This window comes from Cellvibrio sp., assembly GCF_046347455.1.
Taxonomy (GTDB): Bacteria; Pseudomonadota; Gammaproteobacteria; order Pseudomonadales; family Cellvibrionaceae; genus Cellvibrio.
Genome location: NZ_JAXMGC010000007.1, coordinates 201,778 through 215,385 on the forward strand (window position 1 = coordinate 201,778; position 13,608 = coordinate 215,385).

Below are 13,608 nucleotides of genomic sequence, written 5' to 3' on the forward strand. Positions count from 1 at the left end.
CCTAGATGAAAGGTCATGATATTGTTGAACAAAACATTGGTTTGATGACGATTCTCGCCGTCATCGCCATTAGTTTTGGTGGTTTGGTTGAAATTGTTCCTCAGTTCTTTATTAAAGAAACGACTACCCCGGTTGAGGGCTTGAAACCGCTTCCAGCCGTTGTATTGGAAGGTCGTGATATTTACATCCGCGAAGGTTGTCATGTTTGTCACACCCAAATGGTTCGTCCATTGCGCGCTGAAATCGAGCGTTACGGTCACTATTCAGTAGCGGGTGAGTCTGTTTACGAGCACCCCTTCTTGTGGGGTTCTAAACGTACTGGTCCTGATTTGGCTCGCGTAGGCAAGCGTTATTCGGACGATTGGCAACGTGCCCACTTGTACAACCCACGTAGTGTTGTGCCTGAGTCCATCATGCCTGCCTTTCCTTGGTTGAATGACAACGTGCTTGATGGCAAAGACACGGCCGCAAAAATGCGCGCACTGCGTTCTGTTGGCGTTCCTTATACAGATGATGATATCGCCGGTGCTCAAAAAGCGGTTAAAGGCGTAACTGAAATGGATGCCTTGGTTGCTTACTTGCAACAACTTGGCACCCTGTTAAAAGAGAAACGTTAATGGACGTTGGCACCCTAGGCGCGATTTCAACGGTATTGGTAACCATCGCTTTTTTCGGCGTATGTTTTTGGGCCTTTTCACCTAAACTCAAAAAGCGCTTTGAGGACGATGCCAACTTACCTTTTGCCGATGAAAAAGAAATTAAGCATACAGATGATCATCAAGCTGCTGATGATGTAGAAGGGCGGAAATAATTATGAGTACATTTTGGAGTTGTTGGGTAATTGTCCTGACTCTTACCAACTTAGTGTTGTTGTTTTGGTTGTTAATGGCAAACCGTCGCCGTGCCGTTGTTTCTGGTCAGGAAAATGGTGAAGCCAGAACCACCGGTCACGTGTACGACGGAATCGAGGAGTACGATAACCCATTGCCAAAGTGGTGGTTCGGCTTGTTCTTGGGAACTTTCATTTTTACAGCCGGTTACCTGATTGTGTTCCCTGGCTTGGGTTTGTGGAAAGGTGTGTTCGGTTGGACTTCACACAACCAATTGGAAGCAGAACAAAGTAAAGCGCAAGCAACTTACGATGCGACCTTTGGTGAATTTGCCAAGATGCCGATTGAGCAGCTTGCCAAAAATCCAGAAGCCATGAAAATGGGTTCGCGTCTATTCTTGAATAACTGTGCTGTTTGCCATGGTTCAGATGCGGGCGGAAACTTCGGCTTCCCCAACTTGACTGACAAAGACTGGCTCTACGGCGGTTCACCCGAGCGTATCAAAGAAACAATCACCCTAGGTCGTCAGGCTATGATGCCTGCTTGGGGTCCAATTCTCGGTGAAACTAACGTTAACAACGTGGTTGAATTTGTGTTGAAGCGTGCGGGTAAAGAGCACGATGAAGCCAAAGCTGCGTTAGGTGAACAAGTGTTCGCTACCAACTGCGCTGCATGTCACGGTGCCGATGGTAAAGGGAACCAAATGGTTGGTGCTCCTAACTTGACCGACGATGTGTGGTTGTATGGTGCTGCAACGCCTGAAGAGCTACCCGGTGTTTTACGTCAAACGGTTCGTAATGGCCGTGGTGGCGTAATGCCTGCGCACGCTGAAACTTTAAAACCTGAGCGCATCCATTTGTTGGCCGCTTACGTTTACAGCTTGTCACAAGACGACGCTGCTAAATAAAGTCGCGCTAAAAGCCCTCTCAAACAAACGCAGGCTTGAACTGCGTTTGTTGCCCCCAATCTCTCGATTGCCTGCTGTATCGTCGACAATTCAATTGTGTATGTCTGAGGTATTCTGTGAACGAAAAGTCCAAGCAACCTGAGGCGACCAAGGAAGTACCTGCACCCGAAATTCGTTACGTTAATTTGTACGAAAGCGAAGAAAAAGTTTACACCCGCCGCATTACCGGCTACTTCCAACGTTTGCGTCGCTACGTGAGCGCACCCCTTATGCTGGGCTTTTTATTAATGCCCTGGCTTGTTATTGATGGCCGCCCGGCCATGTTGTTTGATTTGCCTGCTCGTCAATTCAATATTTTATGGATGACATTTTCGCCACAAGACGGTGTTTATCTTGCGTGGCTACTCATCATTTCCGCATTCCTACTATTCACAGTCACTGTAATGGTAGGGCGTGTGTGGTGTGGATTTACGTGTCCGCAAACTATTTGGACACAAATGTTCATGTGGGCGGAATTCTTGTGCGAGGGCGATCGCAACAAGCGAATCAAGCTCGATTCGCAAAAACTCAGCCTCGAAAAAGTATTGCGTAAAAGCGCCAAGCATTTCATTTGGGTTGCTATAGCTCTCGTAACTGCAATGACATTCGTTGGCTATTTCACACCCATACGTGAACTAGCAACGGGTTTTTTCACCTTCGACTTGGACCTAACTGCGCTTTTCTGGGTGCTGTTTTTTACCGGCGCGACTTATGGCAATGCCGGGTTTATGCGCGAGCAAGTTTGTAAATACATGTGTCCATATGCTCGTTTCCAATCTGTGATGTACGATCAGGAAACGCTCGCGGTTTGGTACAACAAAGAGCGCGGAGAAAAACGCGGCCCACGCAAACCCAATGAAGACTATAAGGCTCAGGGCTTGGGTGATTGCATTGATTGTTCTTGGTGTGTGCAAGTCTGCCCCGTCAATATTGATATTCGCGAAGGTTTACAAGCAGAGTGTATTGACTGCGGCTTGTGTATTGATGCTTGCGATAGCGTAATGGATAAAATGAATTATCCGCGCGGGCTTATCAGTTTCACGACCGAAGAAGCGGCTGCCAAGAAAAAAGTCAAAATCATTCGCCCGCGTGTGTTGGGTTACGGTTTCGTACTCTTGGCGATGGTGTCGGTGTTTGTTTACTCGCTCGCGACTCGTATGCCGCTCGTGGTTGAAGTTATTCGCGACCGTGGAACACAGATGTACAAAATTGTCGATGGCAATGTATCCAACGTATACACCATTAAAATTGAAAACCTGGATCGAAAAACACACGTATATGATGTGACAGTGAACGGTGATTTTACGTTTGATGTTCAGGGCTACAAAGCACCGCCAGTGCTCGAAGGCGAAATTCTGAATCTCCCAATTCGCGTTGTCACCAAACGCAGCGAATTGAAAGGCGAGAAGAATACAATAACCTTCAAAGTAGTCGCGCGTGAAAACCCGGACGTGTTAGTGTTACGCAGTACCACGTTTATTGGCCCATCGAAGTAAACGTGTTTGATTCAACTGAAGATAAGTGGTGCTGAAAATGACAGCAGAAGCAACGGAACAAGTATTACCCTGGTACCGTCAATTTTGGTTTTGGTTCGTTTTTGGCCCACTGATTTTTATTATTATTTTGTGTGGATTCACGGTTTCTATCGCTTTCAATTATGCGGATGATGTCGTCACCGATAACTATTACAAATCCGGGTTGCTGATTAACCAAACTCTCAAGCAAGACGAGAGGGCGGCTGCCTTGAATTTAATTGCCAATGTGAAATTTGACTCTGCAACAGGCGAAGTTTTGGTTAGCTTAACCGGGAATCACAGTTTCCCTAAAAACCTTCTTTTGTTTTTGGATAATCCCGTTAAATCCAAAAAAGATCAAAGTGTACTTTTAACAGAAGTTTCCACTGGTCAATACCGCGGTGAGCTAAATTCACCTGTCGAATATTCTTGGTATATTGCCCTCGTACCCGAATCAGATGTGAGTAAGCGCAAGCAAGCTGAATGGCTGCTCACTGGCGAAATCAATTTCGCAAAAGCACACGAAGCACGTTTGCAATCTCGCGCCAATACAAGCGCGGCTGAATAGCCAGTGCGTTTGGTGGATTAAAGCTTCATGTCTTCATCCTCCGCTATATACCGCAGTGACTCCACAAAAGCGGGATGCTTCCACTGTGGTTTACCTATTCCTTCAGGCGACCCATATCTCGTTACCATTAATGGGAAAACTGAGTCAATGTGCTGTCCCGGCTGTCAGGCCGTTGCCATGGCAATCGTGGATGGTGGTTTGGAAAATTTTTACACCTATCGCACAGAATCCAATGGCCGTAGCGAGTTACAAGCACTTAACAGCGATTGGAAAATCTACGACTTACCGGAAGTTCAAAGCGAGTTTGTTACAGATTTTGATGCGGAACATCGCCAAGCTAACTTGTTACTGGAAGGCATTTCTTGCGCCGCTTGTAGTTGGTTAATCGAAACACATCTTCAGAAAAACCCTGCGATTAAAACTATCAGCGTTAATGTGAGCACGCATCGTTGCACGATTGTGTGGTCACCAGCGCAATCATCCCTGAGCGATATCTTCAAATCGCTCGCGCAAATTGGGTACAAGCCTCGCCCCGCGACTGACGATCAACAACAAGAGTTTTTTAAAAAAGAAAATCGCATAGCGCTGTTTCGCTTGGGTGTTGCGGGCTTCGGCATGATGCAAGCCATGATGGTTGCGGTTGGTATTTATTTTGGTGCTACCGATACTTGGTTAGATTTTTTGCGTTGGCTCAGCATGTTGGTTGCAACGCCAGTTGTGTTTTTTTCGGCATCACCTTTTTTCAAAGCAGCGTGGCGAAGCCTTAAAAGCAAACAGCTCACTATGGATGTTCCCGTTTCTTTAGCGATTGGTTTGGCTTATTTAGCGAGCGCTTGGGCAACAGTAACTTCAAGCGGTGAAGTGTATTTTGAATCGGTTTCCATGTTTGCATTCTTTTTATTGCTGGGCCGTTACATAGAGCAACGCGCTCGCCATCGCAATCGTTTGGCTTTTGGTAATCTCGCACAACTTATGCCCTTAACGGCTTGCTGTATTTCGTCTTCGGGTACGGAAGAAATTGCCGAAAATATTCCGCTAAAAATGCTATCGGTAAATGATTTAGTGCTTGTTAAAGCCGGCGATACTTTTCCGTGTGATGGTGTAATTGAAAGTGGCGAAAGCGAGGTAGTCGAAGCCTTAATTACAGGCGAATCCATTCCCGTTATAAAAACGGTTGGTGATAAAGTGATTGCCGGTACCTTAAATGGGCGAAGTCAGCTTCGTGTAAGAGTAACCGCCACGGGTAGCGCAACACAAATCTCGGCGATTGAGCGTTTAGCTGTTCAAGCAGCCGATGAAAAACCAAAACAAGTTGTTATGGCAGACAAGATCGCTCGCTTCTTTGTGGGCCGCTTGTTGGTTGTGTGTGCTGGCGTATTTTTATTTTGGTGGTTTAAAGATCCATCGCGCGCATTTTGGATTACCTTGTCCGTTTTGGTGGTGACTTGCCCTTGTGCGTTGGCCTTGGCAATGCCTGCGGCTTTGTCTGCAGCAACAGCGAATTTGCGCCAGCGCGGATTTCTGATTGCGCGTGGTCACGTGATTGAAACGCTAACCAAAATTACACGCGTTATTTTCGACAAAACAGGAACGCTCACCCAAGGTCATCTCAGCGTTAAAGATGTCATTGTCCTCACCGAAACAACTCGCGATCAGGCATTGAATATTGCCGCTGCGCTGGAGGCAAATTCGCACCATCCTATCGCTCAAGCATTTGTTCAGTGGCAAAGCGAGCTGACCGCCGCCGATCTCAAACAGTCAATTGCTTCGGGCGTTGAAGGTGTTGTGAATAGAGAGGTTTATCGCATAGGTACGCCCGAATTCGCTGCGGAGATTATTGATGCCGGAACGCCAGATTTGAATTTGCCCGATCAAACCAAACTGTGGGTTTTGCTAAGCAGTCCGCGAGGCGCAATCGCTTGGTTTGGTTTAGAAGACGAAGTTCGTCCGCAAGCATCACAGGCGATAGATGCTTTGCGAAAAATGGGAATCAAAATTGAATTACTCAGTGGTGATCAATCGGGTGCAGTGGCGCAACTCGCCAATCATTTAGGTATTCAGGATTTTACCGCGGGTGCTAAGCCAGACGATAAATTATCACAGCTGAATATGGCGCAACTGGCGGGCGATAAAGTCTTGATGATTGGTGATGGCATCAATGATGTTCCGGTTTTAGCCGGAGCGGACGTTTCGGTTGCCATGGCATCTGCCTCAGATCTTGCTCAAACTCGTGCCGATGCGGTGCTCTTACACAATCAGCTGATCCTGCTTCCCCAAGCTATTGAAATCGCCCAGCGCACCCACAAAATTATTAAACAGAATTTATTGTTTTCCCTGGCGTATAATCTCGTTGCCTTACCGCTCGCCGCTACCGGTCACGTTGCGCCTTGGGCGGCAGCAATAGGTATGACCATGAGTTCACTAATCGTGGTCCTTAACGCGCTTCGCCTCAGCAAATAAGATTCGAGAATAGCTAAATGGAAAGTCTCTACTTTCTGGTTCCCTGTGCCCTGATTTTTATCGCCATTGCGGTAAAAGTACTCTTCTGGGCGATCAATAACGGCCAGTACGATAATCTGGATACAGAAGCGCACCGTATCCTGTTTGATGACGAGAAAAATAAGGCTGCTGCAAAAACTACCTCTCCGTCGCAAGAGCCTGCGAGCAAGATACCCGAGCAAGATAAATGACCGAACCCACTATTTTATTTTCGCTATTCACCTTGGGCCTTGTGAGTAGTGCACATTGTATTGGTATGTGCGGCGGCATTATGGGTGCGCTTACCATGGCGATACCGGCGGAACAAAAAACCAAGCGTTGGGTGATTTTGTTTAGCTACAACTTAGGCCGAATCTTAAGTTATGGCTTAATGGGGTTGCTGGTCGGATTGCTGGCAGGCCAAATTGCCGCTTTTGGGGGCGGGGTGGCGCTTCGGGTTATTGCAGGTTTGTTGTTGATTGCTATGGGTTTGTATTTGGCGGATTGGTGGCGTGGGCTGACACGGCTGGAATCTGTGGGGCGCTATCTTTGGGTTTATCTCCAACCTTTGAGCAAAAGCCTTATGCCTGTGGACTCAATTCCTAAAGCATTGCTGTTAGGCGGACTTTGGGGTTGGCTCCCCTGCGGGTTAGTGTATGCCGCATTAGGCACGGCAATCACCCAACCGGCACCTGAGCTTGCCGCCAGCGCTATGTTGGCATTTGGGCTGGGAACCTTGCCAGCAGTCCTTGCGGCCGGCGCGCTGGCAAATCAGTTGCAAAGCGTGTTGAAAAAGCCTGGTCTGCGTATGGTACTTGCTGTGGTCATTATTATTTTTGGCCTATGGACGATTTGGGGAAGCCTTAGTCATTCCGGCGCCCATCAACACGGAAACCACGATTCTCCTAATCATACAGAAATGGATCATTCACAAATGAACCACTCGTCAACCGATCACTCTAAGATGGAGCATTCTGGTACAGATCATTCGCACATGCATCACGACGCTGTGGTCGATGAGCCGGTAGCCTCGCAGACTGAGCACACATCGATGACAGAGCGCCAGCGTACGGATAGCGAAACGAAAGTGGGAGACGATGAGGCATCAACAACCTCATCGGTGGGAGCGAGTCACGAAAACCATCACTAAGGTTTAATGCCTTAACTGAAGGGCAAACTATACATTGAGTGTTTTACGCTTTTAAGGAATTTATGCTTTCAAATTTTCGCCAGCTCCGCTTAAGCAAGTTGCAGATACTGGGCTGCGCTAGTTTACTTTTTCTTTTGATTGGTCATTCCCGAGCTGACGAAATGTCTAGTCAGCAAAATCCGAATCCAGCAATTTCCGATCAAAATGAAGGCTGCCAAACATTTGCTATAGATCCACTGGATATCGCCCACAATAAAAAATCCCGTGTGGAAGCTAGTGTATTCGAGCCTTTACAGGGAAAAACGATTCGCAACATTCGCTTTCATCAAATAAATGTGTTTGACGAAAGCAATCCCGATGAAAATAACCAAATTTTTCGTTTTCTTAATAACTTCCATATAAAAACACGCCCCAAAGTTATTGCCGCACAATTGCTTTTTAAACAGGGCGATAAAATTAATCACAAGGCTATGGAGGAAACCGAGCGTAACTTGCGTACTCGCAAATACCTCACAAACGCGTTCGTCTTACCCGAAAAGGTGTGTGGCGACTCTGTAGATGTGTTAGTTATTACGCAAGACGCCTGGGCTTTGGAACCGCAGGTGAGTTACAGCCACAAGTCCAGCGACAACCAAACAGGATTCGCGATTGCGGATGGAAATGTGTTGGGTACCGGGAACTCTTTCAAAATTGGTTATCAAGAAAATCAGTTACGCAATACGATTAGCTATGATTTTAATAACCCCTATTTTTTGAATCGGCAAATTTCCGTTCGCGCCCTTTATCAAGATACATCTGACGGGCGGAGCACTCTCGTGTCAGTGGAGCGACCATTTTATGCGTTAGACACACCATGGGCTGTCGGCACTCAAATTTCAGATTTGTCTCAGATTGAAGAAATTCGTTCGAGAGGAGAAGTAGTCAATACATTTCGCCATCAGGCAATTGATAATGAAATATATGCTGGTAAGGCAATTGATATTAACCCAAATTTTACCCAGCGTTGGCTAATCGGATTTACCCAAGAAGAAGACAGTTTTTTTGTGGATGAAGATACGCTACAACCTATCCCGTATAGGGACAAAGCAAACTACCCCTGGGTTGAATATCAGTATTTAGAAAACAAATACGGTGTTTTCAAAAATTTAAATCAAATCCAGCGCCCCGAAGACGTGTCTGTAGGTCAAACGTTGAAGTTTCGCGTGGGCTACGCCGGAACCGCCTTTGGTAACCCGGACGACGTGCTGCGTTACAAAGCGCAATACACAAATATTGTGGATTTTTCTGATACTCATTTACTGGAATTTGAGTTGATGTTGGATGGGCGTCAGCATCTTAAATACGATCATTTGGATCCCAATTTATTAACCTCATCGCTCGCTTATCATTACCTGATTGATGAAAAAAACCGTTGGTACGCGCGGGTAGAGTTGGGAATGGGAGAAAATCTTCCCCAGTATAAAGAATTAACCGTAGGAGATATTACGGGGCTGAGAGGTTACCCAACGGATTTTGTTCGTGGCGACCGCCGTTATGTATTTACCTTGGAGCGCAGATATTTTTCGGATATTCACATATTGAACCTTATGCGTTTAGGTACCGTAGTATTTCTAGACGTGGGAAAGGCTTGGGGGTTACCCAACGAACCGGAATCTCCTGTTTTGTCTGACGTAGGTATAGGTTTACGATTCAGTTCGACCAAGGTTCGTATTGGCAACGTCATTCATATTGATGTGGCAATGCCCACCAGCGCCAGAGAAGGTATAGACAAGTACCAGCTAACGATTGGCGCCTATCAAAAATTTTAGAGATTGGGGAAAGTATTCATGCGTTTGTTGCACACTATGTTGCGTGTAGGGAATTTAGAAAAATCCATTGAGTTTTACACGCAAATTTTGGGAATGAAATTGTTGCGGAAGCACGATTATCCTGATGGAAAATTTACGCTTGCCTTTGTCGGTTACGGTGATGAATCAACAAACTCCGTTATCGAGTTGACGTATAACTATGGCGTAGAGTCTTACGATCTCGGAAAAGGCTATGGTCATATAGCCTTGGGTTGCGAAGACGTTTACGCAACCTGTGAAAAAATTCGCGCTGCCGGTGGAAAGATTGTCCGCGAACCGGGGCCCATGATGCACGGCACTACAATTCTTGCGTTTGTCGAAGACCCGGATGGATACAAAATTGAATTGCTCGGTGTCAGTTAATAAGGAGTAAATGATGAAGCTCATTGGAATGCTGGATTCACCCTATGTGCGTAGAACAGCAATCTCATTGCAAGCAATGGGTATTTCCTTTGAGCATCAACCGCTGTCAGTCTTTAATGATTTTGCTGCGTTTCAATCGATAAATGCTGTTGTGAAAGCACCGACATTCGTTTTTGAAAGTGGCGAGTTGTTAATGGATTCCAGTATTATTCTTCAATATGCGGAATCGGCAGTGCCAGCGTCACGTCGCTTAATGCCGGCAACCGGCGAAGAGTTTAGGCTAGCGCTACAAATTATTGGCTTTGCGTTGGCGGCTTGTGAAAAAGCGGTACAAATCGTTTACGAAAAAAATTTGCGCCCTGCAGAAAAGCAGCATCAGCCCTGGATTGACCGTGTCAGCTTGCAGCTCAAGGCTGCCTGCGAAAACCTAGAGCAAAAATTGGTTGCTAGCGAGTTTGAATTGCATCCAAGTGTTTTAAATCAACCCTTCATTACATCCGCTGTTGTGTGGCAATTTATACAACATATGTTGCCTGATGTTATTTCAGTAGTTGATTTTCCACGTTTAGCTACCATGTCCACTTATGCTGAAACCTTGCCGGAATTTCTGGCTTTTCCTCCGCTCGGGCCCGGCGTAGTCGCACCTAATTCCTAACGATTTGGTTTCGCCTAAACCAAATCCCCTTATCTTCAGGTTATTCCATGAGTTATGTTTCTCTTGCTGAGCTGTCTTTTGATAATCGCTTTGTGCGGGAACTTCCGGCAGACCCCATCGTGGAGAATTATCGCAGACAGGTTGCTGGCGCCGGCTATTCGTTTGTGAAACCCACGCGCGTTAGTTCACCTAAATTAATTTGTGCATCGCCAGAAGTCGCCGATTTAATTGACCTGAATCATTCTGAATTAAACACTGAATTATTTACGCAGATTTTTTCTGGCAATCAACTCTTGCCAGATATGCAGCCACACGCCTGTTGTTACGGTGGACACCAATTCGGTAATTGGGCTGGGCAGTTGGGTGATGGGCGTGCAATTAATTTAGGTGAAGTGAAAAATGCGAAAGGAGAACATTGGACATTGCAGCTAAAAGGAGCGGGGCCAACTCCTTATTCGCGCACTGCGGATGGTCTTGCAGTATTGCGCTCGTCTATACGCGAATTTTTGTGCAGCGAAGCCATGCACCATTTAGGTGTGCCCACAACGCGAGCACTGAGTTTGGTGTTAACAGGCGAACAAGTTCGTCGCGATATGTTTTATGACGGCAATCCTCAATGGGAGCCGGGTGCCGTTGTGTGCCGTGTGGCGCAAAGTTTTACTCGTTTCGGTAACTTCGAAATTTTTTCGGCGCGCAATGATGTTGAGCTATTAAAGAAGCTCGCTGACTTTACGATTCAAAATGATTTCCCACATCTGTTATCCGCTGAAAAAGAAATCAATCGCGATGTTTATATAAAGTGGTTTGAAGAAGTTTGTATTCGCACAGCAAAAATGATCGCGCATTGGATGCGTGTTGGTTTTGTTCATGGCGTGATGAATACCGACAACATGTCCATACTCGGGTTAACCATCGACTATGGCCCTTACGGTTGGCTTGAGGGGTATGATCCTGATTGGACTCCTAACACCACCGATGCCCAAGGTAAGCGCTACAGATATATCAATCAGCCCCAGGTCGCACTCTGGAATCTTGCGCAATTGGGTAATGCCATTTATCCGCTAGTTGATGCAGTAGAACCTTTGCAAGCGGCACTAAACTCATATCGCCATAGCTATTCAGAACAATGGCAGACCGACATGGTCAATAAGCTGGGTTTGCAATCCTTTAAAGAAGACGACCTTGCGTTAATTGATGAGTTGCACCGGGTGCTGGAATTAACTGAAACGGATATGACCATCTTCTACCGCTTGCTTGCGAATGTGGATATTTCTTTGTTAACAAATTCTGACGATAAGGCTCTTATAGATGTCGTCAAACTAGCCTATTATGCTGAGCCTTCCACGGAAGCTACTAGCGCTATGGCAAAGTGGTTGCGCCAATATTTGGAGCGTGTTCAGCAGGACTATATTGTTCATGGTGAGTCGCAGGAACAGCGCAAGTTGCGAATGAATCGTACCAATCCAAAATACGTGTTGCGCAACTATATGGCGCAACAGGCAATTGATAAGGCAACTGAGGGTGACTACAGCGAGGTGCAATTGTTGCTGGACTTGTTGCGTAACCCCTACGATGAGCAACCCGACTTCGAGCCATATTTTGCCAAGCGACCTGAGTGGGCCAGAACCAAGGCGGGTTGTTCAATGTTGTCGTGCAGTTCCTAAGTTAGTAGCAAAAAATTTCAATGTTTTAATATTAATACGCGTTAGTAGGTATATGAATGATCGCAACAGTTATTGGTTTTGTGGTGGGTTTTTTCTTAACGCATAAGCTTTTTGGCGCGCTATTTGGTGCTGTACTGGGTTATTTTTTGTTTGATAAAAATCGTCGCCCCGGTGTCTCTGGCGAACAGTTGCAGCAAGCTCAGCAGTTGTTCTTTAAAACGGTTTTTAATTTGCTTGGGCACATTGCTAAAGCCGATGGGCACATCAGCGAAATGGAAATTAAACTCACCGAAGCCTATATGGATAAAATGGGTTTAACACCTGAGCACAAGCGCGAAGCTATTCGTTTATTTAAAGAAGGTGCAGCAGCTGATTTTAATTTGCAGGACGCTCTGAATATTTACCGACAAGTCGGTTCCCGCAGCCCCAATCTCAGTCAAATGTTGTTGGTGTATTTAATTAACCTGGCAATGATTGATGGCGATCTGGATGGTAAAGAGCGTGATTTGTTGCAACAAATTGCCGAAGGCGTAGGTTTCTCTCGTGTTGCGTTTGAACAGCTGTTGCGAATGGTTGGTGCGCAAAATTCGTTTGCCCAAAATCACCCTCATCGTGCTGATGACTTAGCTCTTGCTTACGAAGCGCTTGGAGTAACAGCAGATGCAAGTGATGCCGATATTAAAAAGGCCTACCGAAAACTGATGAGCCAATACCACCCCGACAAACTTATGGGGCAGGGTTTGCCAGAAGATATGATTAAAGCTGCAACAGAGCGGTCGCAAGAAATTCAAGCTGCGTACGATTTAATTAAAAAGTCGCGCGGCTAGCGACAATGCGGCTTGATCGTTTTATTGAAAGTAAACTTGCTGTCTCGGCACAAAGCGTTCGCGAATTATTTTTACAGCGCCAAGTGCTGCTTAATGGCATAGCCGTATCAGAAGGACGTGGACGCATCAGCGAATTTTGCCGCGTGGAAGTGGCTGGGCGTATTCTGCAATCGCGCGAAGCTGTGTACATCATGCTGCACAAACCACAAGGTTGCGTGAGTGCCACTAAAGACGCTAAAAATAAAACGGTTATAGACCTTTTAGATTTTCCGCAAAAGGAAAACCTGCATCTGGCGGGTCGCCTTGATTTTAATACCACAGGCTTGTTGTTGCTGACCAACGATGGCAAGTGGTCGCGTAAAATTACGCAGCCTACACATAAAATTCCCAAAACCTATTTGGTACAAACAAAAGAAGTCATTACAGAGGACTACGTACGCGTATTTGCTGAAGGGATATATTTTGGCTTCGAAGATTTAACAACCCTGCCAGCGGAGTTGACTATTCTGTCCCCATACTCCGCAAGGCTTACTATTTATGAAGGGCGCTACCATCAAGTCAAGCGTATGTTTGGCTTTTTTAACAACGAGGTTGTCGGTCTTCACCGTTTGTCGATGGGTAAAATTATTCTCGATACTAATTTGGCGGCCGGTGAATATCGGTTGCTTACGGCAGAAGAAATAGATTCGATTAAGTAGGGAGTCGTCATCCTCGCGTAGCGGGGATCAGCGGTTGATGTTGGTTTTTATTCTGGATCCCGCTACGC

The 13,608-nt window shown here is 46.1% G+C and carries 14 protein-coding genes; all 14 read left to right on the forward strand.

The annotated features are described in order from the left end of the window. Positions 1-5 precede the first annotated feature (5 nt). The 14 genes from ccoO (at position 6) to U1F02_RS13890 (ending at position 13,540) form a co-directional block, all read left to right on the forward strand. Positions 6-617: a cytochrome-c oxidase, cbb3-type subunit II gene (ccoO, locus tag U1F02_RS13825; RefSeq protein ID WP_409990992.1), complete on the forward strand. Its 612-nt coding sequence runs from the start codon at positions 6-8 to the stop codon at positions 615-617. After that, complete coding sequence (locus tag U1F02_RS13830) at positions 617-811, forward strand: cbb3-type cytochrome oxidase subunit 3 (RefSeq protein ID WP_409990993.1); 195 nt, start codon at positions 617-619, stop codon at positions 809-811. The genes ccoO and U1F02_RS13830 overlap by 1 nt, the downstream gene beginning before the upstream one ends. A gap of 2 nt (positions 812-813) precedes the next feature. Then, positions 814-1,737: a cytochrome-c oxidase, cbb3-type subunit III gene (gene ccoP, locus U1F02_RS13835; RefSeq protein ID WP_409990994.1), complete on the forward strand. Its 924-nt coding sequence runs from the start codon at positions 814-816 to the stop codon at positions 1,735-1,737. A 116-nt stretch (positions 1,738-1,853) separates the two neighbouring features. Next, positions 1,854-3,272 carry a cytochrome c oxidase accessory protein CcoG gene (gene ccoG / locus U1F02_RS13840; protein WP_409990995.1) on the forward strand — a complete coding sequence of 473 codons (1,419 nt, stop codon included), beginning with the start codon at positions 1,854-1,856 and terminating at the stop codon, positions 3,270-3,272. Positions 3,273-3,309: 37 nt separating this feature from the next. Continuing rightward, entirely contained in the window at positions 3,310-3,858 is a 549-nt protein-coding gene (locus tag U1F02_RS13845; RefSeq protein WP_409990996.1) for a FixH family protein, read from the forward strand. A 27-nt stretch (positions 3,859-3,885) separates the two neighbouring features. Then, a complete protein-coding gene (locus U1F02_RS13850; protein WP_409990997.1) occupies positions 3,886-6,318 on the forward strand; it encodes a heavy metal translocating P-type ATPase in 2,433 nt (810 codons plus the stop codon). A gap of 17 nt (positions 6,319-6,335) precedes the next feature. Further along, positions 6,336-6,548, forward strand: a complete 213-nt coding sequence (gene ccoS / locus U1F02_RS13855) for a cbb3-type cytochrome oxidase assembly protein CcoS (protein WP_409990998.1) — start codon at positions 6,336-6,338, stop codon at positions 6,546-6,548. Further along, on the forward strand, positions 6,545-7,486 hold the full coding sequence (locus tag U1F02_RS13860; protein WP_409990999.1) for a sulfite exporter TauE/SafE family protein: 942 nt from the start codon (positions 6,545-6,547) through the stop codon (positions 7,484-7,486). The genes ccoS and U1F02_RS13860 overlap by 4 nt, the downstream gene beginning before the upstream one ends. A 161-nt stretch (positions 7,487-7,647) precedes the next feature. Continuing rightward, positions 7,648-9,294 carry a BamA/TamA family outer membrane protein gene (locus U1F02_RS13865; protein WP_409991000.1) on the forward strand — a complete coding sequence of 549 codons (1,647 nt, stop codon included), beginning with the start codon at positions 7,648-7,650 and terminating at the stop codon, positions 9,292-9,294. Positions 9,295-9,312: 18 nt separating this feature from the next. Beyond that, positions 9,313-9,696 carry a lactoylglutathione lyase gene (gloA, locus tag U1F02_RS13870; protein ID WP_409991001.1) on the forward strand — a complete coding sequence of 128 codons (384 nt, stop codon included), beginning with the start codon at positions 9,313-9,315 and terminating at the stop codon, positions 9,694-9,696. A 10-nt stretch (positions 9,697-9,706) separates the two neighbouring features. Continuing rightward, the gene (locus U1F02_RS13875) at positions 9,707-10,351 is read left to right on the forward strand and encodes a glutathione S-transferase family protein (protein ID WP_409991002.1); all 645 of its coding nucleotides are present in this window, start codon (positions 9,707-9,709) and stop codon (positions 10,349-10,351) included. 47 nt (positions 10,352-10,398) lie between these two features. Continuing rightward, the gene (locus tag U1F02_RS13880; protein WP_409991003.1) at positions 10,399-12,015 is read left to right on the forward strand and encodes a protein adenylyltransferase SelO; all 1,617 of its coding nucleotides are present in this window, start codon (positions 10,399-10,401) and stop codon (positions 12,013-12,015) included. Between the two features lie 56 nt (positions 12,016-12,071). Beyond that, positions 12,072-12,842 (forward strand): co-chaperone DjlA, encoded by a 771-nt coding sequence (djlA, locus tag U1F02_RS13885; protein WP_409991004.1) that lies wholly within the window; start codon positions 12,072-12,074, stop codon positions 12,840-12,842. Positions 12,843-12,847: 5 nt separating this feature from the next. After that, complete coding sequence (locus tag U1F02_RS13890; RefSeq protein WP_409991005.1) at positions 12,848-13,540, forward strand: 16S rRNA pseudouridine(516) synthase; 693 nt, start codon at positions 12,848-12,850, stop codon at positions 13,538-13,540. Positions 13,541-13,608 lie beyond the last annotated feature (68 nt).